The sequence below is a fragment of the Flavobacterium cyanobacteriorum genome (genome assembly GCF_002251835.1).
Classification (GTDB): domain Bacteria; phylum Bacteroidota; class Bacteroidia; order Flavobacteriales; family Flavobacteriaceae; genus Flavobacterium; species Flavobacterium cyanobacteriorum.
The window spans coordinates 91227-114094 of record NZ_NOXV01000301.1 but is presented as its reverse complement, the minus strand read 5'-3'; the positions used below and the strand labels follow the sequence as shown (position 1 = coordinate 114094).

The 22868-nt window shown below is 43.3% G+C and carries 21 protein-coding genes; 10 read left to right on the top strand and 11 right to left on the bottom strand.

All coding sequences use genetic code 11. The features are described from left to right. Positions 1-324 precede the first annotated feature (324 nt). From CHU92_RS13710 to CHU92_RS13685, 6 genes are all read left to right on the top strand, one after another. The gene (locus CHU92_RS13710) at positions 325-954 is read left to right on the top strand and encodes a Crp/Fnr family transcriptional regulator (RefSeq protein WP_243389610.1); all 630 of its coding nucleotides are present in this window, start codon (positions 325-327) and stop codon (positions 952-954) included. 72 nt (positions 955-1026) lie between these two features. Further along, complete coding sequence (locus CHU92_RS13705; protein WP_094416518.1) at positions 1027-2337, top strand: TolC family protein; 1311 nt, start codon at positions 1027-1029, stop codon at positions 2335-2337. A gap of 3 nt (positions 2338-2340) precedes the next feature. Further along, a complete protein-coding gene (locus CHU92_RS13700) occupies positions 2341-3423 on the top strand; it encodes an efflux RND transporter periplasmic adaptor subunit (RefSeq protein WP_094416516.1) in 1083 nt (360 codons plus the stop codon). Positions 3424-3444: 21 nt separating this feature from the next. Then, on the top strand, positions 3445-6651 hold the full coding sequence (locus CHU92_RS13695) for an efflux RND transporter permease subunit (protein ID WP_094416514.1): 3207 nt from the start codon (positions 3445-3447) through the stop codon (positions 6649-6651). A 10-nt stretch (positions 6652-6661) separates the two neighbouring features. Beyond that, positions 6662-6865, top strand: a complete 204-nt coding sequence (locus tag CHU92_RS13690; RefSeq protein WP_094416512.1) for a YgaP family membrane protein — start codon at positions 6662-6664, stop codon at positions 6863-6865. A gap of 92 nt (positions 6866-6957) precedes the next feature. Then, a complete protein-coding gene (locus CHU92_RS13685) occupies positions 6958-7272 on the top strand; it encodes a rhodanese-like domain-containing protein (protein ID WP_094416511.1) in 315 nt (104 codons plus the stop codon). A gap of 545 nt (positions 7273-7817) precedes the next feature. On the opposite strand, the gene CHU92_RS13680 is transcribed toward CHU92_RS13685, so the two are convergent. Further along, entirely contained in the window at positions 7818-8042 is a 225-nt protein-coding gene (locus CHU92_RS13680; protein WP_129583096.1) for a hypothetical protein, read from the bottom strand. Between the two features lie 207 nt (positions 8043-8249). Here CHU92_RS13680 and CHU92_RS13675 point away from each other — a divergent pair, with 207 nt between their 5' ends. Genes CHU92_RS13675 through CHU92_RS13660 form a run of 4 tightly spaced genes read left to right on the top strand, consistent with a single transcriptional unit; the run spans position 8250 to position 11013 of the window. After that, positions 8250-8930 (top strand): hypothetical protein, encoded by a 681-nt coding sequence (locus CHU92_RS13675; protein ID WP_129583095.1) that lies wholly within the window; start codon positions 8250-8252, stop codon positions 8928-8930. 30 nt (positions 8931-8960) lie between these two features. Then, complete coding sequence (locus CHU92_RS13670; RefSeq protein ID WP_094416505.1) at positions 8961-9584, top strand: hypothetical protein; 624 nt, start codon at positions 8961-8963, stop codon at positions 9582-9584. Continuing rightward, complete coding sequence (locus CHU92_RS13665; protein WP_165764668.1) at positions 9577-10356, top strand: sensor histidine kinase; 780 nt, start codon at positions 9577-9579, stop codon at positions 10354-10356. Before CHU92_RS13670 ends, CHU92_RS13665 begins: the two co-directional genes overlap by 8 nt. A gap of 3 nt (positions 10357-10359) precedes the next feature. After that, positions 10360-11013 carry a response regulator gene (locus CHU92_RS13660; RefSeq protein WP_094416501.1) on the top strand — a complete coding sequence of 218 codons (654 nt, stop codon included), beginning with the start codon at positions 10360-10362 and terminating at the stop codon, positions 11011-11013. A 116-nt stretch (positions 11014-11129) separates the two neighbouring features. On the opposite strand, the gene CHU92_RS13655 is transcribed toward CHU92_RS13660, so the two are convergent. The 10 genes from CHU92_RS13655 to CHU92_RS13610 form a co-directional block, all read right to left on the bottom strand. Next, on the bottom strand, positions 11130-12230 hold the full coding sequence (locus CHU92_RS13655; RefSeq protein WP_094416499.1) for a CgeB family protein: 1101 nt from the start codon (positions 12228-12230) through the stop codon (positions 11130-11132). Beyond that, positions 12227-13351, bottom strand: a complete 1125-nt coding sequence (locus tag CHU92_RS13650; protein WP_094416497.1) for a CgeB family protein — start codon at positions 13349-13351, stop codon at positions 12227-12229. Before CHU92_RS13650 ends, CHU92_RS13655 begins: the two co-directional genes overlap by 4 nt. Continuing rightward, positions 13348-14481 carry a CgeB family protein gene (locus CHU92_RS13645; protein ID WP_094416495.1) on the bottom strand — a complete coding sequence of 378 codons (1134 nt, stop codon included), beginning with the start codon at positions 14479-14481 and terminating at the stop codon, positions 13348-13350. The genes CHU92_RS13650 and CHU92_RS13645 overlap by 4 nt, the downstream gene beginning before the upstream one ends. After that, the gene (locus tag CHU92_RS13640) at positions 14478-15587 is read right to left on the bottom strand and encodes a glycosyltransferase (RefSeq protein ID WP_094416493.1); all 1110 of its coding nucleotides are present in this window, start codon (positions 15585-15587) and stop codon (positions 14478-14480) included. Before CHU92_RS13640 ends, CHU92_RS13645 begins: the two co-directional genes overlap by 4 nt. Then, the gene (locus CHU92_RS13635; RefSeq protein ID WP_094416491.1) at positions 15571-16596 is read right to left on the bottom strand and encodes a Gfo/Idh/MocA family protein; all 1026 of its coding nucleotides are present in this window, start codon (positions 16594-16596) and stop codon (positions 15571-15573) included. Before CHU92_RS13635 ends, CHU92_RS13640 begins: the two co-directional genes overlap by 17 nt. A gap of 5 nt (positions 16597-16601) precedes the next feature. Continuing rightward, positions 16602-17615, bottom strand: coding sequence for an MDR/zinc-dependent alcohol dehydrogenase-like family protein (locus CHU92_RS13630; protein ID WP_094416489.1), 1014 nt, complete (start codon positions 17613-17615; stop codon positions 16602-16604). Beyond that, positions 17615-19639 carry an SDR family NAD(P)-dependent oxidoreductase gene (locus CHU92_RS13625; RefSeq protein ID WP_094416487.1) on the bottom strand — a complete coding sequence of 675 codons (2025 nt, stop codon included), beginning with the start codon at positions 19637-19639 and terminating at the stop codon, positions 17615-17617. Before CHU92_RS13625 ends, CHU92_RS13630 begins: the two co-directional genes overlap by 1 nt. 9 nt (positions 19640-19648) lie before the next feature. After that, positions 19649-20761: an SDR family NAD(P)-dependent oxidoreductase gene (locus tag CHU92_RS13620; RefSeq protein WP_094416485.1), complete on the bottom strand. Its 1113-nt coding sequence runs from the start codon at positions 20759-20761 to the stop codon at positions 19649-19651. 31 nt (positions 20762-20792) lie between these two features. After that, positions 20793-21500: an SDR family oxidoreductase gene (locus CHU92_RS13615; RefSeq protein ID WP_094416483.1), complete on the bottom strand. Its 708-nt coding sequence runs from the start codon at positions 21498-21500 to the stop codon at positions 20793-20795. Between the two features lie 250 nt (positions 21501-21750). Then, positions 21751-22800 (bottom strand): NAD(P)-dependent alcohol dehydrogenase, encoded by a 1050-nt coding sequence (locus CHU92_RS13610; RefSeq protein ID WP_094416481.1) that lies wholly within the window; start codon positions 22798-22800, stop codon positions 21751-21753. Between the last annotated feature and the right edge of the window lie 68 nt (positions 22801-22868).

Here is a 22868-nt window from a genome sequence, read left to right as displayed (position 1 = left end):
CTGGTTTGGGACCAGGAGGTCGCAGGTTCGAATCCTGCCACCCCGACTGTAGGGCCTTTCCCTGGCTTCAGTTAGCCCGCAAATACCCAGTGTTTGCGGGCTTTTTCGTTTTTCATACCCTATATGAAAACGGCGTTTATATTAATAAATATACTCCATGAATTTTAATATTATCTTTGCAATGGAGCATTGGCGTTCATAGCGTGAATCTTCCAATTAATATAAAATCAGATACCGGGTGCAAGATCATTACTCAGGTTTTTTAATAATGCGATAAGCGAGACGCCCGAAAATAAGTATATTTACAGTAAAATCACATTCTTGGTGAAAAAAGGTCTTATAAAAGCTTATGGATCTGTTTTCGAATCACAGTTGATCAACGATATAGCAGCTGTCGCAGTCTTTATGGATTTTGCGGAAGGGGATTGCCTTATAGAAATTGGCCAATACATCCGGCAGATGCCTTTGCTAATCAACGGCGCAATAAAAATATCGCGTGAAGACAAGGTAGAAGGAGAACTGCTGCTTTACTTTCTTGAAAAAGGCGACACCTGTGCCATGACCTTGGCATGCTGCCTGGGCGATACGCAAAGTGAGATACGCGCCGTGGCCGAAACAAGCGGCAGTGTTGCCATGATACCTATTGGGAAAATGGAGGAATGGCTGGGCAGGTACAAAAGCTGGAGAAACTTTGTTTTTTCCAGCTACAATAAGAGGATGAGCGAAATGCTTATAGCCATAGACAACCTGGCTTTCATGAAGATGGACGAGCGCCTTTTAAATTACCTGCATGAAAAGTCGAAAGTGACCGGATCATATGTTATTTCCAATACGCACCAGGAAATTGCCTATGAGCTCAATACTTCCCGTGTGGTAGTCTCAAGGTTATTGAAAGCCTTAGAAAACGACGGTATTGTTAAACTGAACCGCAATACTATTGAGCTTTTAAAATAAGAAGCTTTATGTAACTTTTGTTACTGACTGGCCTCTGAGAGCAATATAATTTTGTCTCATAAAATAAATTTTATGAGACATAGATATAGCATATTGTTTACAACCCTACTGCTCACCTTTAAGAATTTCGGGCAGGACACAATAGTAATTTTTAAAAAAGAGGTTGCTGAAAAAGCTTCTGCAAAGAACCTCGAGATAAAAATCGCGGGATTGGAATACAGATTGGCCCGGTCTGATTACAGGCAAAGCAATGCTGTATTCCTTCCAGGTATATCGGCCTCTTACACTGCAATTTCAACTACAAATCCCCTAATGGCTTTCGGCTCAAAGCTGAACCAGGAGATCCTGACAGCATCAGACTTTGACCCCCGCCGGCTTAATAATCCTGATAACACCCAGAATTTTGCTGTTAAGGTAGAAATTTTACAACCCCTGCTAAATATGGACGGCCTGTTTGCACGGAAAGCAGCAAAGTCTAAAATGGAAGCTTATGAGTTACAAACAACCCGTACTCAGGAATATCTTGAATTAGAATCCGGCAAAGCTTACATGGAACTTCAATTGGCATACAAAGCCGTAAGCGTACTTGAAAAAGCCTTAGTAACAGCGCAATCCAACCTGGCACTTATTGAAAATTACTATAATCAGGGGCTGTTGCAAAAAACCGACCTTCTCGCGGCCATGGTAAGGGAATATGAAATAAAAAACCAACTGCAGTACGCAAAAAGCAATTTGCTTAATGCTTCGGGGCACCTTGCTTTTTTAATGAACGAGGACATCAATGGCAAAGTTTTTAAACCTGCTGAAGAAGCAGGCACTACGATAGTTCCGGCCTATGATCGTGTCATTACTATAGATAATCGTAAAGACATCCTGGCTATGTCAAAATCTGGGGAAGCTTATAAAAGGATGTGGCAATCATCAAGAATGGGCGTAATGCCCCGATTGAACGCTTTTGTAAATTATGAGCTTTATGATGATAAACTTTTTCAGGCCGATGCCAATGGCTACACTGTTGGGTTGCAGCTGTCGTGGAATGTGTTTGATGGCTACAAGTTATTAGGAAAAATGGAGAAAGCAAAAGCTGAGATGGAAAAAGCTGAGGTGGAAAAGCAGCAATATACCGCAAAAAGCCTTCTTGAAATTGATAAAGTAAAGTGCCTTTTAAAAGATACTGAAAACAAGGTAAACCTCTCTGTGCTGGCATTGGAGCAATCTAAAGAAGCCTATCGCATAAGGAGCAATCGTTTTGCGCAGGGGCTGGAAAAAGCCGCAGACCTGCTTACCGGCGAAAGCCTGATGCTGCAAAAAGAACTTGAAATGCTCCTGGCAATATACGAATACAATTTTACGCAACAATATTTAGAATTCTTAACCCGATAACAAATGAAAAACACAACTTTAGCCTTAGTATTTGCAGGCATATCCATAGTTTATTCCTGTGGTGGGGACACTAAAAAACCGATTGAAAAAGCAGCGCCCATCGCAGTTACTATAAATCAGGACAACAGGCAGAACAGCGACAGCTTTATTACTGCAAGCGGAATGACAGAGGCAGAGAACAGTGCTAATATAAGCACCCGTATAATGGGTTACATTACTGCAATGCATGTTACCGTAGGGCAACAGGTAAAAGCAGGGCAATTACTGGTAAGCATAAGCAATAGCGATCTGCTGGCAAAAAAAGCACAGGCAGAGGCGAATGTTTTGCAGGCAAGCGCGGCTTACAATAATGCTAAAAAAGATTATGACCGTTTTGTAAAGCTTTTTGAGCAGCAAAGTGCGTCGCAAAAAGAGCTGGATGATATGACATCGCGCTTTGAAATGGTAAAAGCAGCGCTGGAAGGTGCAAAGCAAATGCGTAATGAAGTGCTTGCCCAGTTCTCTTATTCCAATATTAAAGCCCCTTTTAGCGGCACCATCACCAATACATTTAATAAAGAGGGCGACATGGCAAACCCCGGGATGCCGCTTTTAAGTATCGAAGGAGCTTCAAGGCTACAGGTAAGCACAATAGTTTCGGAAAAAGATATTAATGCGATACAACCCGGTATGCAGGTACAGATATTTATAAAGTCTATTGAAAAAGAACAATCCGGAAAAGTAACCGAGGTAAGCACCTCTGCTAAGAATACGGGAGGCCAGTATGCTGTAAAAATTACTTTGGAAAAAGCAGATCCGTCACTACGGGCAGGCATGTATGTGAATGTGAAATTTCCTGTAAAAAGTGAAGCTGTAGCTAAAGAGCCCGGAAAACTTTTGGTGCCTGTAACAGCGCTGATAAACCAGGGGCAGCTTACCGGGATTTATACAATAGGTAACGGCGATAAAGCAATTCTGCGATGGCTGAAAACGGGTCGGCAATACGGAAATAGTATTGAAATTTTATCAGGGCTTTCGCCTGATGAAAAGTACATTGTATCGGCAGAGGGCAGGTTGTACAACGGAACTCCTGTAACTATTAAATAATGATGTAAACAAATACATAATATGAAAGAAGGTATTTCGGGCAGGATCGCCCGGTTGTTCATAAACTCTAAGCTTACCGTCTTGCTGATGGCCGGGCTTATGATAATAGGCGTTTACAGTTCCTTCCTTATACCAAGGGAAGAAGAGCCCCAGATAAATGTGCCTATGGCCGATATAATGGTAGGATACCCCGGGGCAAGCCCCGCAGAAGTGGAAAGCAAGGTTGTAAAGCCGTTGGAAAAAATACTGCTTAACATTAAAGGTATTGAACACGTACATAGCATGGCCATGAACGGGCAGGCAATGCTTATTGTGCAGTTTTATGTGGGGCAGGATGTAGAGCGCTCTTATGTAAAGCTTTATGACGAACTGGCTAAACACGATGGCATGTTCCCGCGGGGAGTTTATAAACCTGTTGTAAAGACAAGGTCTATTGATGATGTGCCTATGCTGGGGCTAACCTTTTGGAGCGACAGGCTTAATGATTTTGAATTGCGTCAGCTTGCAGAAGAAGTTACCTCTGAAATTGAAAAAATTAAAGATGTAGCCATTACCAAAGAGATAGGCGGCAGCACGAGAGAACTCCGCATTGTACCTGATAAAGATAAAATGGCCGGCCTGGGTATTGACGCCCTTGAAATTATGCAAGCCGTCCAGGCCAATAACAGCAGTACGCAGTCGGGTGGTATTGTAAATGCAGATAAAGAGTACCTCATCACTACAGGCTCTTTCCTATCTGATACTGAGGATGTGGAAAACCTTGTAGTAGGCATACATGATAATATACCTGTATATTTAAAACAGGTAGCCATAGTAAAAGACGGCCCTTCTTCACCTAAAAGCTACGTATCCTTTGGGTACGGCCAAGCCAATGAAAAATACAAAGTTGCAAAGTCAGAATACCCTGCAGTAACCATATCTATAGGCAAGGTTAAAGGGGCTGATGCCATGAAGATATCTGAAAAAATACTAGACAAGGTAGAGCATCTCAAACAAAACCTGATAACCGATGATGTACATGTTGAAGTTACACGCAACTATGGCGAAACAGCTTCTGATAAAGTAGGCGAATTATTATTACATCTTGGCATTGCTATAGTAGCGGTGACTGTTTTGGTTATGCTTGCTATGGGCTGGCGCGGCGGACTTGTAGTGTTCCTGTCGGTACCGCTTACTTTTGCGCTCACCTTATTCAGCTACTACCTGTTTGGCTATACCCTTAACCGGATAACACTTTTTGCGCTGGTGTTTGTGGTGGGTATCGTGGTTGATGACAGCATTATTATTGCCGAGAACATGCACCGCCACTTTAAAATGAAGCGGCTGCCCTTTATGAAAGCCGCTATATATGCTATAAACGAAGTAGGTAACCCAACCATATTGGCCACATTTACGGTTATTGCAGCCATATTGCCAATGGCTTTTGTATCCGGCATGATGGGGCCGTACATGAGCCCTATGCCTATAGGGGCCTCTATAGCCATGATTCTTTCCTTGTTTGTGGCGCTAACTGTTACACCTTACCTGGGGTATCATTTGCTGAGGGAAAAAGACCATCAGGATAAGAAAAAAGCCAAAGGTTTAGAAACAAGTTTAATATACAAAATATATAACCGCCTGGAAAGGCCATTGCTCAATAACAGTACAAAAAGAAGGCTACTCCTAGGGCTTACAGTAGTATTGCTAATCGGCTCGGTAGGCATGTTCTTTACAAAAACAGTGGCGGTAAAGATGCTTCCGTTTGATAATAAAAACGAGTTCCAGGTAGTAATAGACATGCCTGAGGGCACCACACTGGAGCGTACAGCGGCAGTTACAAAAGAAATTGCGCAATACCTTGCCACTAAGCCCGAAGTAGTAAGCTATCAGAACTATGTAGGTACATCGGCGCCTATAACATTTAACGGGCTGGTTCGCCACTATGATATGCGCGGCGGCAGCAATATGGCTGATATACAGGTAAACCTGCTGCATAAGGAAGACCGTGAGGGCCAAAGCCATACTATAGCTAAAGATGTCCGCCCTGAAGTACAGAAGATAGCGAAGAAATATGGTGCCAATGTGAAGATTATAGAAGTGCCGCCCGGGCCACCTGTTTTATCTACACTTGTTGCTGAAATATATGGCCCCGACTATAAAGAACAAATAAAGGTAGCAAAACAGGTAAAAGATATTCTGGAAAAGACACCTGATATTGTAGATGTTGACTGGATGGCAGAAGACAACCAGACAGAATACAGGATAGAAATTGACAGGGAAAAAGCTATGCTTAACGGGGTTGCGCCGCAACAGGTGGTAGCAAATCTTACTTATCTTTTAAAAGAGCATCCATTCTCCAGCCTGCATGATGAGAATGCGAGTGACAATGTAGGCATTGTACTATCACTTGATGATAAAGACAAAAGTGGCTTGCAGGATATACAGCAATTAAAGATAAAAAGCAGTAAAGGGAATATGGTTCCGGTAGGCGACATTGTTTCTATTAAGCAGGATACTCTCAAAAAAACCATTTACAGAAAAGACCAAAAGCGTGTGGTATATGTAACGGCAGATATGGCGGGAACCCTTGAAAGCCCTGTTTATGCCATACTGGGCATGGAAGAAAAGCTCCAAAAAATAAAGTTGCCCACAGGCTATAAAATAAACGAACTGTACATGGAGCAGCCTTCAGATGAAAGTGATTTTACCGTGAAATGGGATGGCGAGTGGCAAATCACCCTCGAGGTATTCCGTGATTTGGGGGTAGCATTTATGGTGGTTATTATCATTATTTACATGCTCATCGTGGGCTGGTTCCAAAACTTCAGGACACCGCTTGTTATGATGGTTGCCATACCGCTTTCTTTAATAGGTATTATACTGGGCCATTGGGCATTGGGCGCTTTCTTTACCGCAACTTCTTTTATAGGGATGATTGCGCTTGCTGGGGTAATGGTAAGGAATTCGGTATTACTTATAGATTTCATTGAAATACGGCTAAAAGAAAAGGTATTGCTTAAAGACGCTATTATTGAAGCTGGAGCCGTAAGAACCACCCCCATCCTGCTAACTACGGGAGCAGTTGTTATTGGGGCATCTATAATACTCTTCGACCCTATTTTTCAGGGATTGGCTATCTCTCTGGTTGCGGGAGCCATTGTTTCTACCATACTCACTTTGCTTGTAGTACCGGTAATCTATTATATAACAGAAAGAAAAAAAGAACCAAAAAGAGATAATAACATCTAAAATAAATAAAATGATAAACAGAATTATACGGGCAATAGCCGGCAGTTTTATACTTATAAGCCTTTTGCTGGCCGTTTATGTCGACCAAAACTGGCTGTGGTTTACCGCATTTGTAGGGGCAAACCTATTGCAATCCTCTATTACCAGGTGGTGCCTGATGGAAGATATCCTCAGGAAATTAGGTGTACAGGATAATAAATGTTGCAATCAGTAAATTAACGTAAATGAATGTTACTTTTGTTACTGTACAAAAAGTGGCATCATTTTATATTTGTATGGCATTGATAAAACTAAAATTTAAATACTATGTTCGGATTAATTAAAAATATGTTTGGGAAACCTGATACTATGGCTTTTACGGAGCTTATAAACAACGGCGCCTTTCTGGTAGACGTAAGGACTCCTGCCGAATTTTCAGAAGGGCATGTAAAAGGCTCGGTCAATATACCACTTGGCCAGTTGCAGGCACAACTTGCAAAATTTAAAGGAAAGGATAAAATCATAGTTTTTTGCCGGAGCGGTGCCCGCAGCAGCCAGGCAAAATCAATTTTAGAAAGCAATGGTTTTACCAATGTCATTAATGGAGGTACGTGGGTAGATATCAAAAAGTTGATATCGTAATCAAATAGATGTATCACCATACACAATAGGTGACTTTAATCATTTAGTAGTTTATATCCCCTTAATATGTTTGCCTCCATATTCATTAAATTTATAAATATTATTGTTCAAACCTTTTGAGGGTAAAACGGTGAGTACATTTCAAGAAACATATATAATTTATTTGATGTAAAAAGTAGTTGTGGTGGTTTGGAGTCATACTGCCACCCCGACTGTAGAGCCTTTCCTTGGCTTCAGTTAGCCCGCAAATACCCAGTATTTGCGGCTTTTTTTTTCATACCCTATATGAAAACGGCGTTTATATCAAAATTTTTGTGAATAATTAGGTGAGTATAATTACTGACGGTGTCCGGATCAGCAGCAGGGCAGTGAGCGCCAACAAGACAAAAATGGCGCTGAACAGGATATGTGCGGCCCACCTCATTGATACAAATCCCTACGCAAGGAATTCATGGCAATAGATTTCATATTGGCAACACCTCGTAACTGAATTACAGGTGCCGGCCATATAACAATTTATTATTTATTGAGCCTTGACTTCTTCATTAGAACTTACACCCCAACTGAGCCTCCCTTCCAAAATAAAATGCCAGGACAGTGCCAATCCAGGTGCTCATTAAAGGCAATAGGGCATTAAAGAGGTTTTTTACGTGTTCGGAATTCTCAGGTTCCTTAAAATAAAGCACAGAAATAACTATGATAGCCAGAAACGAAAAGCCTATCAGTACCATTGCCAGAATATCTCTCCGGTTACTTATTTCCCTATTCATTGATTTAGGGTTAAACATTAATTTCTAAACCAAAGGTACCGCCCGGGGAGGAGGCATGAAACGGGAAAAAGCCTATCGGCCAGGAGGGGATATTATGGTATAGGGCTGGATCCTAAAACTATTAAATGCCTATTAAAAAAATAGGGTTTTACCTACTTTTTTAAGTGCTTATTGTCAGATATTTGTATGATAATATTAAATACTAAAATGATGAACCTAAAAAGATTTAAACTGCCTCTTGTAGCGTTAGCAGCAACTACTATCACGTTTGTTAGCGTAAAATTTTTGGATAAAGGAATGGTGTGTAATAACGCCCCGTCGGAAACTCATTTAATTATTGATAAAACAAAATTACCATGTCCTACATGTTGGATCCAAAGCCATCAATGCATGAATATGATTTACAAAATTAATGGGAACGATATTCACATTGACGTAACCAATTTAAAAGATGATGAAGCAGATTGGCTGGAACTAAACGATGCTTATATAAATTTTCCTAAATCCAGGCCTGAAATTATTAAAGCCCATCTCATTGATGCCTCTGAAGTAGGTACCATCATTGCTAAGGAGACAGTATCTGTTGAAAAATTAAAAAAAGCAGCAGGGGCAGATTTTAAAGATGATTATTCCAAGTATTTTAGCTTTGATTTCCAGCCAAATGGTACTCAGTATGATCTTATTTATAAAGTAACGGACGATTTTGAGATTGATGGCAACTGTTTTTCGATGCCACTCCTGAAAGGTTTGCTTGAAAAGCATCCAACGGTTACGGAAATAACAATCAAGAAGGCGGAGATAAAGGGCAGCCCCGGTATTTTATTTTCCATCGCCGGGACAAATTATTATTATTATTATGATTATACCCGAATACCGAGAGCTCTTTAATTACAAATAGTGCGAAAAGCTAATTGCGCCATGAAGGAAACCATCAACTACATAATGCCCGCCTATATCCTCATTAGCTTCATTGCGGCAATCATCTGCCTTGACAGGGGCAAGCAGGACAATAAGATATTATTGATGATACTGGGGGTATCTGTCAGTACTGAAATTTTATCTGCGTTGCTGGCAGGTAAAGACCTTATCTATTCTGTTAGCTTTATCCTTCACAACGGACTGTGGCTGTATTTACTGGCGAGGGATATTATGAAAAAAACAGCCGTTATATTATTGCTCACGAGTTTTGTTGTTTTTGGCATCATTAACCTGTTGTGTATTAAGGGGCTGCATGAAATGAACAATTATACTTTTGTTGCTGGTGCCTTTTTATACCTTATCATTTTTATTTACGGGAGTTTTTACCAATTGCGCAGAGAAAATTTCCTGTTCTTTTTTTCGAATGATTACCTGTTGAGGTTCTCACCCGTAATTTTCTTTTTTGGGTTGAGCTTTACGTTTGCTTTTGACCTAAAGTCATTGCTGTACAAAGAAGTACTGGGTATAGAACTCCACTACTTCGTTACTCCCATCGTAAACCTTATTTATTACTCTCTTATAAATGTTTATATTTATAAGCAAAAACAATCTACAGATGATTGATAAGGTAGCGCTTGGCATCGTCATCATATTGCTCTTTGTGAGCATGCTTGTCTTGTTCTGTTTCCTGTTAATTAAACTGTACATCCACAAAATTAAGAGCTATACCAAACTTATTTACCAAAAAGACATTGAATTCCAAAAGACGCTCAACACTACAATCCTTGAAACGCAGGAGCAGGTGCTCAACAATATTTCGCAGGACCTCCATGATGATGCCGGGCAGCAGCTTACTTACGTAAATTTTATGCTCGAAAACCTGAAACTCGATTCGCCTGAGTTGAATGACGTGTTGCAGCCCCTATCAATGCAAATCAGTAGCATTTCTGATTCCATAAGGAGCCTGAGCCATTCGCTCAATAACCAGATGCTTATGCAGCAGGACTTCCTAAAAGTTCTCGAAGCAGAAGTGGAACGCCTGCAAAAACACGGCAAGATGGAGGTGACTTATGCATTTAAGGGTGACAGGAAAAAACAGTTTGCCACGGATGAAAAAATTGTGATCTACAGGATTTTCCAGGAAGTTACCAACAACATCATCAAACATGCCAAAGCCGGAAAAGTTATGATTAAGCTTAGCATAGTACCGCTATTTGTAATGGTGATAGCTGATGATGGCGTGGGATTCGATGTCACGGGAGAAGCTCTGCGAGGCAGTGATGGGTTGGGGCTTCCTAATATAATCAGCCGTGCTGCCCTGATAAATTATGAGGTAACGATACAATCCGTAACAGGGAAGGGCACTACTATTACCCTTTCGGAGAAAAAGAACTGAACCATGGAGAAAATTACCATAGGCATCATTGATGACCACAAAATTGTTAGGCACGGACTCATGGAACTGCTGCACAAACTCAATAACTACAAGGTTGTGCATGAGTTTGATAGTGGCGCAGGTTTTTTGGAAGCATTACCCCTAACCCCGATGCCCGACTTGCTCATACTCGATTATTCCATGCCTGGCACAAACGGCATCGAAGTGCTGAAAGCGCTGGGAGACAATGTAGTGGACTACAAGGTGCTGCTCCTTACACAGCATTTTGATGAAGACATAATCAATGCGGCATACCATCATGGCGCCCGGGGCTTCCTGCATAAGAACTGTACGGCACAGGAATTGAAAACCGCCATAGATAATATTATAAAAATTGGGTACACAAATGTTGTAGATATTCTGAAAAGAATAAGGAATTATGATCCTGAAGCAGTAAAAAAACCGGAGGTGGTACTTACCGGCAGGGAACTCGAATTCCTGAAACTGGTCTGTGACGAAAAAGAATATACCTATGAACAAATGGCCGACATCATGAAGTTATCGGTTAAGTCCATAGAATCCTACCGTACTGCCCTGTTTGACAAATTTGGCATAAAGTCAAAAGTGGGACTGGTCTTGTTTTCCCACAAATACCGTCTTACCGAACCTTTTTTATAACGGGAGGGCAGGTCCCGGACAGAATATGTATGGCTCCCCTCAGAATGAGCCAAGGCCTTTTTAATACGCTACAGGTAAAGCTTTCTTTACTGATATTATTCTGCAGTGAAGCGGTCTCATACTTTTCCTACAGCAGGCAGTGCCTTGAATTTCTTTGCTTTTATTGCTTCCCGTATGTATTCCTCCAGCTCTTTGGCACGAGCTTCGGCTGTATGGCCCTTTAATACTTTTTTCCTTGCGTTCTCCCCTATCCGCCTGCGCTCTTCATCGCTTATAGTATTCAGATAGTTTAGTACATCTTGGGTATTACGGGCAATAAGTATTTCTGAACCCTCTTCAAACAAAGACGTAAGCCCGTCCCAGTAATCAGAGATGATTGGCACACCGCAGGCAGCGGCTTCAAACAGGCGCACGCTTGGTGAATAACCTGCCTTTATCATGTCTTGGCGTGTTACATTTAGCGTGTACTTCTGCGTATTGTAAAAGTCCCTGTGCAGTGCGGGCGGCAGGTGCTCTATGCGTTCCACGTTTTCGGGCCAGTTTATGGATTCAGGATATTGCGGCCCAGCCACTACAAATGTACCTTCAGGATAAGCTGTAGCTGCATTATTTAAAAGCAGGTTAACAGTAGGCTGGCGGTCATCGCTATAGGTACCAAGATAGCCCAGTTCCCACTTAGCCGTTTTATTTTCAGGGTAATACTGTTCCGGGTCAACCGAACAATATAATGCCCTTGCCGCAGGTGAGCCATAATGCTGTTCTAAATGTTGCAGTATGGAGCCTCCGGTAAATGACAGATAGATGTCGTATTTACTGATAAGCTCCGGGGTAATATATTCATAATCCTGCCTCTGCAGCTTAGCCAGCGTTACAGGCGTATCTATATCATAAAAGGCTTTTATGCCTTTAGCTGTTTTTATAACCCACTCGCCTACCTCAACACCCTGCTGTACATAAGAGCCTACAATAACCACGTCGGCATTGGCCACTTCATCAGCATAGCTATTCCATAGCTCCTCATTGGTTTCGTATAGCGCCATTTTACAAAAGCCGGGGTTTGGCAGGTCGCGGTGTGGCGCGTACCACGGCACATCTTTTTCAAGGAACAGTATGTCATGGCCCAGTTTGGCAAGTTCCTTAAGCAAAGCCCTGTAAGTGGTAGCATGGCCGTTGCCCCATGATGATGTAACCGATAATCCTATTATTACAAATTTCATAGTGTAAGGTCATTAAATTGTGCCTGCACGTGCGCGGCAGACAATGATTTATTAATGATAGATTGCAGCAGCTCGGCCCTGTGGTTGTAGGTATGTGCAGCAAGCACTTTTCTATAACCTGCCTCGCCTATTTCACGGGCCCTTTCCTGAGTAAGGGTGCGGAGAATTTCCGTAACCTCATCACCGCTTTTAGCTACCAGTATCTCTATTCCCGGCTCAAAGAAAAAATCAATACCTTCCCAGTAATCTGTAATGATACACGCCCCTGCCCCTGCGGCTTCAAATACCCGGGTTGCAGGTGAGAAACCATACTTAGCCATACTGTCACGGCTTATGTTCAATACAGCCATTGGCGTGCAGTTCAATGCATTATGGTCGGCAGTGAAGACGTGACCAATGTACTTAATATTCTGTGGCATGTGTTTATCCTCCCATCCGCTCCCACCCAGCAAAAATGTATGCTGTGGCAGTTCAGCCGCAGGTTTCAGGAAAAACTCCTCTACACGGGCTTCCCTGTCGGGCAGGCGGTTGCCAAGGAAAGCAAGCGTACCTTCAAAACGTTCTTCAGGCGGTACAGGATGATGCGTATCGGTATCTAAGGCATTGTAAATAGGGATGCACTTTTGCGCGCCGTTCCTATCGTAAGCATCAATAACAGGCTGGCCACCTCCGTAGGTAAGTATGAAATCATATTGCGGTATCAGCCGGTTGAACTGGTCTGAGGGATCATTTTCAATCCTGTCGAGCGTTGCCGGTGCATCCACATCCCAAAAAATAACGAGATTATTTTCTTTCTTCAGGTTTGCTACTTCACGATCCAGCAGTTCGTCATAAGCGCCAACGCCGCTGGCTTTGATAACCACATCGGCTGTTGCTGCCTGTTCTATCAGCCTGCTTATTTCCTCCTGATTTGCCTGATATACCACTACCTTACAATAATCAGGGTCTTCAATATCCCTGTTCTTCTGGCGGTCGTAAATATCGGGCTCATAAAAAGTAACATTATGCCCCATAGTATTTAAAGCCTTTACAATACCCCGATAGTATGTGGCGGCTCCGTTCCAGTAGGCCGATACGATACTCGACCCGAAAAATGCTATATTTAGTTGGCTGGTGTTCATGCTTCTAATGTTTTTGTCTGCATCGGGTAGATGAGCGCCTCATTAAACCCTAATTGTTTCATAATATCTTCCAGTTCATTAACCCTGTGCGCGCAGGTATGCCTTGCCAGGATAGTTTTACGTCCGCGTTCAGCCAGTTTTTGTGCCAGTCCCTCATCAAAAAGCACTCTTTGAAGCTGTGCTTTCATCTCCTCACTATTTTTGGCCATATGGAAATCTTCGCCGGGTGTAAATAAGTTCTCCGCATCATCCCATGGAGAAGATACCAACGTAATGCCGCAGGACAATGCCTCAAACGGGCGTATGGTTGGTATGCCCGGCAGCCATTTTACATACGGCCCACGCGGTACATGCACAGTAACTTTATATTTGGCAAATACTTCAGGCGCTTTGTAATTGGGGAGCCAACCGCCATATTCAATACCGGCATCTTTAAGGGCTCTTAAGGCCTCATCCGGGTAGCGTACGCCATAAACCTTTGCCTTCAGCTTCAGTTCTTTTACTGGCTTTATAAGGAACTCCATCAGCTCCTCAGTGCGCTCATTATCGCCCCAGTTGCCAATCCAGACAAGGTCGCCTTCCTTTTCTGCAGAAGGCTGTGGCTTAAACAACCCAGCATCGGCAGCTTCATGCCATGTCCATACTTTTTCAATCCACTTATTATTCCTGTAAATATTGCTTATCACTTCGCCAAAAGCAAGGCATCCGTCATAATTGGCAAAGTCGTACTTGCCCATGCTCTCCACTTCCGATACTGCCCTATGATGCGTATCATGAAAAAGCAGTTTGTAGCCATATTTATCTTTTAACTCCCCTACAGTTGCCACGAGTTCCGGTTCATTCCATTCATGCACTATAACCAGGTCAGCACCTTTAAGCATAGCATCATAATCCGGTTTTACAGGATTGTAAAAACGTGCCTTCAGCATTGGGTAATATTTGGTAAACTCCTGCGCCTTCTCTTTGCCGTGGTCTTTAACAAGATTGGCAAGGCTCCAGTTCCCTTCCGGCTCATATACCTTCAGATTATGGCCCCGCTTAAGGAGTTCTTTTACGGTTCCCCTAAGGAAATGCGCGTTGCCGTGGTTCCAGTCGGAAGCAAGGGAATGATAAAATAATACTATATTCATACGTTCTGGTTTGTTAGTTCTTTATAATCTTCATGCACCAGTTTCTGATACAGCTGCATGTATTTGTCAGCCATTGCTGCGGCAGTAAAATCTTTGGCCCTTATTACTGCTTTTGCCGTCATTTTATGCCTTAGCTCCTCATCTGCAATCAGGTTTTGGATAATTGCTTTTGCAGATATTTCATCAAACGGATTAAAATATACCGCAGCATCACCCCAAATTTCCCTGAGTGTATCAATATTGCTTAGCGCTAAGGCACAGCCAGCGTTGGCAGCTTCTAATACTGCTAAACCGAAAGGCTCATATTTAGCGGGCATTACAAATATTGATGCCCTTTCCATACAGTGCTGCAAATCATCTTGTGGCATGTGTCCCAAAAACCTGACTTTTGCAGGTGTATAAGTTTCTCCGTCCGGACTTTCATTTTGCCCGGCTATATATACAGGCCACTCAAGTTCAGAAGCAATATTTGATAAAAGCTTAATATTTTTAGCCTCATCCCAAACCCTGCCTGCGCTTAATATGTAAGGCTCTTTTCGTAATGACCCGCAAACTTTCAGGTTCCTGCCGTTATAAATTGCTTCTGCAGAAGCAAACCCGCCATATATTGATTCCGCCTGTTGCAGCATGGCTACGGTAGGGGCTACTACAACATCTGAGAGCCTTAGTGCTTTCTCAACAAGCTCTTTATAACGTTCCCATTCCGGAGGGGCTTCCTCACTTTTTATGGCCTGCCACCATGTCTGCACACAGGAATGAAAGACAGTTATAACCGGACAGTTCCACCTGCCATTAATCTGCCCGTAGTTGTTGAAGTGGATAAGATTGGGCATTACCCTATCATGTACTGACTGTACCCATTGCCTGGCTTTTTCTACATCTTCCCACGGATTCTGCATCCACTCCAGCTTATAACTGCTTTCGTACAGGTGAACATTGCCTAGTTGCTCTACCTGCGTATTCTGCTCCTCATTGAGTAGCCCGCCCATCGTCACCAGGTGTACCTCTACATCATAGTCCTGCAGCGCCTTACAAAGGTCCATGCTGTAAGTCCACACTCCGCCTATGGTATCAGCCGTCATTAATATTTTAAGCCTGCCTTTCATAAATACGGTCTATTATTTCAGCCGTTTTTATAAATTCTTCAGCCGTTTTGGAATCATATCCTGTACCTTTTAATACTTCGTCAGCCCAGGCAATTCCTGCACGCCCGCTCCAATCATCGGGTGGCGACACCAATATTTCCTTATGAGTACCCTTATATTTTTCTGCGGTGAAATCATAGAAAGACCCGTTTATGTTTTTAAATGCCGCCCCGCCTTCGGTACCGTAAAATTTAGCTTCTATTACAGCATCCTGCCCCGCAGAAACATGCCATGAACACTCCAGGCTTATAGCGGTATCTGCATCGGTCATCATTAAAACCCGGGCGAAATCTTCTACTTTTTCTTCCTTTGGCTCAAGTTTTTCCCCTTTACAAAATAATTGGCTGCTTATTTCAGTAATTTCAGGGAAACCGAGCGACCATAAGGCAAGGTCAACAAGGTGAATGCCTAAATCCATAACACAACCCCCACCGGAACGCTTTATATCATAAAACCACTCCTTATCCGGCCCATAAGCGTTGTGGAACGTCAAGTCAACAGCATACACTTTACCTATTTGTCCACTTGTAATAACATCATACACCGCTTTAAAAGCCTTTGTATAGCGATAGGATAAATCAACTGCCAGCAGCTTATCAGCCTGCTTTGAGGCCTGCACTACCTGCCTTACCTCATCAGCAGTACGGCCAAGCGGCTTCTGGCAGAAAACAGCCTTGCCTGCATTCAGCGCTTCAACCGATTGTGCCGCATGCATAGCGCTGGGCGTAGCTATAACAATACCATCAAGGCCTGGGTTACTATAAATACTTTCAGGTGTATCCGTTACCAGTGCATTGGGCGCTGATTTCAATGCCTCGGTGGCATTTTGTTCATACGGTTCTGAGATGATGGCTGCTTCGGCTTTTCCCGCGTTAAGCAATACTTCCATGCGGTTGCGGCCAATCCAGCCTACGCCAATAAATCCCAGTGAAAGTGTTTTTTTATCCTGTTGTTCTTCTGTTAGTGCCATGGTAATTACTCATTAATGATAAGTGCTTTAATAAAGCCATCGGGCCTGCCGGTAAGGTGGCTGAATGCCTCCTGTGCTTTCTCCAACAGAAAAGAATGTGTAAACAGTGGGAACGGGTCCATCTGCCCATTTTCAATAGCTGTAATGGCATCACGCATACCCTGTAGATACTGCTGTGGGTCGCGCTCATGGGCGCTAATCATATCAATGCCCCTCCAGTTCAGCATCTGCACGTTTACCTGCCTCATACCGTCCTGGTGGAAACCTGCCACAATCAATTTCCCTCTTTCAGCAGTCAGTTCTATTGACAGGTTCAGCGGCCATTCTTTGCCTGTAACCTCAATTACACGTTCGCAAAGTTTATTGTCTGTTATTTCTGTTACTCTTTTGATGATTTTATAGTGGTCGTCCATCGGCACAAGATAATCTGCTCCTGCATTGGTGGCAGTTTCCAGTGAAAATTCACGTTTTGAAACAGCTATTACCTCTGCCCCGGCCGATTTGCAAAGCTGCACCAGTAATGCCCCTAAAAAGCCTGCACCCACTATGGCTACCTTCTGCCCTTTTTGGATGTCGCTACGTTTGAAAATATTCATGGCGCAACCCAACGGTTCCCCCGGGAAAGGCTTCCCATCCAGAGAAGCAGGTAACTTTACAACTTCATCCGCTTTAGCAATATCATATTGTGCATAGGCGTTGTATGACAGGCAGGCCACACGTTCGCCTTCTTCAATGCCCTCTACGCCTTTACCTAGTTTATCTACTACACCCCAGCCTTCATGCCCCGGGTTACCCGCGGGTATGGGATAGCTGAACCAGTGACGCCCTTCCCATACCGGGATGTTGGAGGCGCATACGCCTGAACCTTCCAGCTTTATCCTTACTTCTCCTTCTCGCGGCTCCGGCATCGGCACATTCCGTAATTCAGCTTTTCCCGGTGTAGTAAGCACTACTGCCTGCATAGTAGCTGTGCGTGCAGTTGTAGTGGTTTCTACAGTGGTTACTGTTCCTGTTTCCATTATATTGCAATAGCTTTAGATATACTTCTTTCAGGCAATTCTATCCCTCTTGTTTCGCATAGCCATGACAGTAATCCTTCTACACCGTCATTTACTGAATATTTTGGCTTCCATCCTGTAGCTTTCCTGAATTTTTTCGTATCAGATACATAATACTGCTGATCTCCCGTACGCCATTCCTCAAAAGTTATGTCCATCACCTTGCCGGTTTTATCTTTAATAATGTCAAGTATCTCAACAAGGCTAACCGTATTTTCGGCTCCTCCACCAATGTTGAATGCCTGTCCTGCAATTTTATCAATGTTTTTCTGAGCCAAAACAAACGCATCTACCAGGTCTTCTACATAAAGGATATCGCGTACCTGTTTTCCGTTACCATAAATCGTGACAGGATTGTCCTGAAGCGCCTGTATAAGGAAGTGTGCCACCCAGCCCTGGTCTTCATTACCAAACTGGTGAGGTCCGTAAATACAGCTCATCCTGAATACAGCAGTCTTTAAACCATAAGACCTTGAATAATCAAGCACATACTGGTCGGCAGCGCCTTTAGAGCAACCGTAAGGGCTGTGGAAATCCAAAGACCTGCTTTCGTCAATACCATTTTCCCTGAAGTATTTATCTTCAGGATAATAGCGGGTATTATCCGTTTTAAGGCCAAGGTCCAGCAGGTCACCGTAGACTTTGTTGGTAGAAGTAAATACCAGTGGCGGCTTGTTTGGCGATTTACGGATAGCTTCCAGAATGTTGAATGTGCCTGCAATATTCACTTCAAAATCATGCGTAGGGTTGATTAATGATGACGTTACCGCCACCTGTGCCGAAAAGTGGAATACCTGCTCTGCACCTTTTACGCATTCCTCGAGTATTCTTTTTTCCCTGATGTCGGCCACCTGCACTATTAGCTTATCGCCATACTCTTTTTGCAGCCATTGCAGGTTTTGCTCTACACCGGCACGCGAAAGGTTATCATAAATCATTACTTTTTTGCCTTCACTAAGTAGGCGGCTGGCAAGGTTAGTCCCAATAAAGCCCGCGCCCCCTGTAATCAATGTATATTTTTCTTTTTCATTAATAGCATATTGCTTGCTGATGTAGTTATGCCTGTTTATATTTTCCATACCTTCTTTGGCTAATAATTTATACAAAAGCTTCTCTGTCCCATCATGTCTTTTCATGCCGAAGTAATACTCCCTGTCATCCAGGTGAAAGCCTGCAACCGTTGCATATTGCGGATCGAGGTCGCTTAATCCGTACCAGTAAATCCTGTCAGCTGTAGAATTGATTACTTCTTTAAACTGCTCCCACTGCTTCACCTCATCACCCTGCCAGGTAGAGAAACCTGCTTCGCTAATCCAGATTTGAGTATTCAGGCCATTACTTTCCAGTACTTCACGCACGGCACGAAGGTTCTCTTCCCATCCGTCCCACACCTGGTCAAATGTTTCAGGAAAACCATGTACACCTACAGCGTCAATATATTGAAGCACCCCCCTTTCAGTCATGGTTTGCAGCCAGTTAGGATCTATAGGGCTCATGCCGCCAAGCAGCGTTTTTTTTCCCCTGTGCTGTGCCCAGTAGGCCGCGTTGCCTATCATTTCGGCAAACTTGTTCCAGGATGTATCGAGTGTAAAGTCGTACTCAACTATATTGTTTGGCTCATTCCAAAGCTCTATCCAGTTAAAATAATCACCGTAGCGGGTTATCATTACATCAATAAAATCAGCATAGGCTTTTAGGTACTTTGGCGGTGCCGATACCCTGTCTGCCTCTCCCATTGATGGCGGTGTATATAAAAAACAAGGCAGTATCTCCACATGCCTGCTTAGTTCAGGAAAAAGCCAGTCGTACCATTCAGGACTGCCTTCCACATGCCATTCGGCCCATGAAACACCTGTACGTAGTTTTGTTATTCCCAGTTTTTTTAAATCTTTTATAGCCTGTTTTACTTTTTCGTATTGCCCGGGGCGGAACCACTCCACCATACCAATTTTTGACGTATCCGGCTTAACTGTTACTTTTTTCATACTTAAAAATTAAACGGTTAAACCTCTTGAGGCAAGTTCTTCGGTTGCTTTGCTTACGCTGTCTACAGCTATTTGCCCTTCAAGCCATTCGGCCAGTTCGGCCAGGCCTTCTTCAAAATCTACCTGTGGCTCATAGCCAAGTACGCGTTTTGCTTTGGTAAGGTCAGAGAAGCAGTGGCGTATATCGCCAACCCTGTATTTTGCAGTAATCTGTGCAGGGATATCCTTGCCCATAACCTTAGCAAGCTTTTCGGCAATTTCAACAATTGTATATTGGTTGCCGCTGCCCACGTTAAACACTTCCCCCTCAGCTTCAGGAGTTTCCAGTGCAAGGCGGCAGGCGCGTGCTACATCTTTTACGTGTACAAAATCCCTTTTTTGCAGGCCGTCCTCAAATATCAGTGGTGAGTTATCATTAAGCAGGCGCGATGCAAAGATTGCCAGTACTCCTGTGTATGGGTTTGATAATGCCTGGCGCGTACCATATACATTAAAAAAGCGAAGCGCTGTAGTTGGTATATTATACGCCTTACCGGTTATAAGGCAAAGGCGCTCCTGGTCGTATTTTGAAAGCGCGTAAACCGATGAAAGCGATGGTTTTTTAGTTTCCGGTGTTGGCAGTGGAGAAAAATCAGCCGCTTCATCATACAGGTTCCATTGCTGTTTCCTGAGGTCGTCAATACTTCTTTCGCCTTCCTGTACAAGGCCGCCTTGCGAATCTTTATATAAGCCTTCGCCATATATGCTCATGCTTGAGGCTACAACCAGCTTTTTAACCGGATTTTCAATCAGCGCCTCGAGAAGCACGGCTGTACCCACATTGTTTACATCGGTATACTCTTTTATCTGGTACATGCTCTGGCCTACACCTACCATAGCCGCAAAATGGAAAACCGCATCAACACCCTGCAATGCATCAGCTACTGTATCTTTATCCCTTACATCTCCCACTATCAGTTCTACCTCCGGGTTAAGGTATTGCGGCCTTCCGGCACCGGGCCCGTGTACCTGCTCGCTTAAATTATCAAGCGCACGCACTTCATACCCTTTTTCAATCAGCTCATCAGCAAGGTGCGAACCAATAAATCCGGCGCCCCCTGTAATTAAAACTCTTTTTTTCATAGTCCTTTTGTTAATTTAGTAGTTGGTTCTTTTAAAAATCCTGCGCCGCAGGCCTTGTAATTATCTTATTTATTCCTGTCCCCTTTTTTTTGCTGATGGCATAAAAAACATCTTCGGCTATATCTTCTGCCGAAAGGCTTCCTACGCCTATATCTTTAACACTTTTATTGCCCGACACTTCATTTTTAAAAAATTCCGTGTCTACAACTCCGGGCGCCACTATGGTTACCCTAACCCCCGGCAGCGTTTCAAGCCGTAAAGTTTCGGCTATCATTTCCACTGCTGCTTTTGAAGCACCATAAATACCTCCGTATGCGTAAGCCTTCGTTGCGGCAACTGATGATATAATTACTACTTCTCCCTCTCCTTGCTCCTCCATTGGTGGCACAAATGCCCTGATGCACCGCAACACGCCCATAACATTAAGGTCAATAACTTCATGCCACTTTTCAGGATCGCCTTCTGTTAGCCGCTCGTGTATTCCCCTTCCTGCGGATAGCACCAGTGTGTCGGGCAGCCTTCCGTAGCTTTTTAAAACACCTGCAAAAAGGCCGTTAACCGCATCCGCGTCTCTCACATCACAACCAAAATATTCAATATTGTGCCGGCTTACAGCAGGCGGAACAATATCGGCTATGACGACCTTATAATCTTCTAAGGCAAATTTTCTGGCTATTGCATTTCCTATACCACCTGAACCGCCGGTTACCAAAGCAAGATGGGAAGAAGAAGATGCCATATTTTACCCGGTTTTAACTCTTACAGCGGGATTTCAGCTACAAAACTTAAGGATTTGTTAAATTTTGTGAGATAATTCCTGCTGCCTCATATCACAAATTTACCTCCACATACCTGCCATGTCCTTACATAATTTTTCACATCCGTTGCATAATTGTGCAAACCGCAAACATTTCTTACTGAATAAAAGTTAAAAAATAAGGGCTGCTCCTTTTTGAGGAACAGCCCTTAGTGAAAAACGACTTATTAATTTAATTTTTGAGCGAAGCCATGTCAATCACAAACCTGTATTTTACATCGCTTTTTATCATACGTTCATAAGCTTCGTTTATATAGTCCATATTAATGACCTCTACATCTGACACTATATTATGTTCGGCACAATAATCCAGCATTTCCTGTGTTTCGGCTATGCCGCCTATTAAACTCCCCATAATGCTCCTTCTTTTGCCGATAAGGCTGAATGCGGGAACCTGTGAAGGCACAGGCGGGATTCCGAGTATTACCATAGTACCGTTCTTCCTGAGCAGGCCGGTATAATCGCTGTAATTATGCTGTGCGGACACCGTGTTGATAATTACATCGAATGTATTTACGAGTGAACTCATCGTATTTTTATCAGACGTGAGTGCAAAATTATGTGCGCCCAGCTTTTTAGCATCAGCTTCCTTAGACGGGGAGGCACTAAGCATGGTAACTTCCGCACCAAACGAAGCGGCAAATTTCACTGCCATATGCCCGAGGCCGCCAAGTCCCAGTACTGCTACTTTATGGCCTTTACCCACTTTCAGGTACCTCAGCGGCGAATAGGTGGTAATACCGGCACATAACAAAGGGGCAACTCCTTCAAGCGGTAATTTTTCCGAGATATGCAACGCATAATTTTCATCTACACTGATACTCGTGGAATAGCCTCCGTAGGTTGGAATGGTTGTCCCGCGCTCAAAGCTGTTGTAGGTACCTGTCATTCCCTCCTCACAATACTGCTCTTCCCCTTCGCGGCAGCTTGGGCAGGTACGGCAGGAGTCCACAAAGCAGCCTACACCAGCCAGGTCGCCAATTTTAAACTTGGTAACGCTGCTGCCAACATTTATGACACGGCCCGTAATTTCATGGCCGGGTACCAGCGGATATTTAGCCGGGCCCCATTCACTACGGGCCGAATGTATATCACTGTGGCACACACCACTGTATAAAATATCAATCTGTATCTGGTTTGGGGCGAGTTCTTTCCTTTCAAAACTAAAAGGCTTAAGGGGAGTTTTGGCGTCATACGCCGCATATGCATTTACCTGTATCATATATTTATGTTTTAGTGCTATAAATTTACAATAATATAAGCATGTGTGTTTTACGGGTATGTTAATTC

Excerpts from the sequence above, each read along its gene's own strand:
- CHU92_RS13705 (WP_094416518.1), top strand. The coding sequence starts at position 1,027 with ATGAGACATAGATATAGCATATTGTTTACAACCCTACTGCTCACCTTT.
- CHU92_RS13700 (WP_094416516.1), top strand. The coding sequence starts at position 2,341 with ATGAAAAACACAACTTTAGCCTTAGTATTTGCAGGCATATCCATAGTT.
- CHU92_RS13695 (WP_094416514.1), top strand. The coding sequence starts at position 3,445 with ATGAAAGAAGGTATTTCGGGCAGGATCGCCCGGTTGTTCATAAACTCT.
- CHU92_RS13690 (WP_094416512.1), top strand. The coding sequence starts at position 6,662 with ATGATAAACAGAATTATACGGGCAATAGCCGGCAGTTTTATACTTATA.
- CHU92_RS13685 (WP_094416511.1), top strand. The coding sequence starts at position 6,958 with ATGTTCGGATTAATTAAAAATATGTTTGGGAAACCTGATACTATGGCT.
- CHU92_RS13680 (WP_129583096.1), bottom strand. The coding sequence starts at position 8,042 with ATGAATAGGGAAATAAGTAACCGGAGAGATATTCTGGCAATGGTACTG.
- CHU92_RS13675 (WP_129583095.1), top strand. The coding sequence starts at position 8,250 with ATGATGAACCTAAAAAGATTTAAACTGCCTCTTGTAGCGTTAGCAGCA.
- CHU92_RS13670 (WP_094416505.1), top strand. The coding sequence starts at position 8,961 with ATGAAGGAAACCATCAACTACATAATGCCCGCCTATATCCTCATTAGC.
- CHU92_RS13665 (WP_165764668.1), top strand. The coding sequence starts at position 9,577 with ATGATTGATAAGGTAGCGCTTGGCATCGTCATCATATTGCTCTTTGTG.
- CHU92_RS13660 (WP_094416501.1), top strand. The coding sequence starts at position 10,360 with ATGGAGAAAATTACCATAGGCATCATTGATGACCACAAAATTGTTAGG.
- CHU92_RS13655 (WP_094416499.1), bottom strand. The coding sequence starts at position 12,230 with ATGAAATTTGTAATAATAGGATTATCGGTTACATCATCATGGGGCAAC.
- CHU92_RS13650 (WP_094416497.1), bottom strand. The coding sequence starts at position 13,351 with ATGAACACCAGCCAACTAAATATAGCATTTTTCGGGTCGAGTATCGTA.
- CHU92_RS13645 (WP_094416495.1), bottom strand. The coding sequence starts at position 14,481 with ATGAATATAGTATTATTTTATCATTCCCTTGCTTCCGACTGGAACCAC.
- CHU92_RS13640 (WP_094416493.1), bottom strand. The coding sequence starts at position 15,587 with ATGAAAGGCAGGCTTAAAATATTAATGACGGCTGATACCATAGGCGGA.
- CHU92_RS13635 (WP_094416491.1), bottom strand. The coding sequence starts at position 16,596 with ATGGCACTAACAGAAGAACAACAGGATAAAAAAACACTTTCACTGGGA.
- CHU92_RS13630 (WP_094416489.1), bottom strand. The coding sequence starts at position 17,615 with ATGGAAACAGGAACAGTAACCACTGTAGAAACCACTACAACTGCACGC.
- CHU92_RS13625 (WP_094416487.1), bottom strand. The coding sequence starts at position 19,639 with ATGAAAAAAGTAACAGTTAAGCCGGATACGTCAAAAATTGGTATGGTG.
- CHU92_RS13620 (WP_094416485.1), bottom strand. The coding sequence starts at position 20,761 with ATGAAAAAAAGAGTTTTAATTACAGGGGGCGCCGGATTTATTGGTTCG.
- CHU92_RS13615 (WP_094416483.1), bottom strand. The coding sequence starts at position 21,500 with ATGGCATCTTCTTCTTCCCATCTTGCTTTGGTAACCGGCGGTTCAGGT.
- CHU92_RS13610 (WP_094416481.1), bottom strand. The coding sequence starts at position 22,800 with ATGATACAGGTAAATGCATATGCGGCGTATGACGCCAAAACTCCCCTT.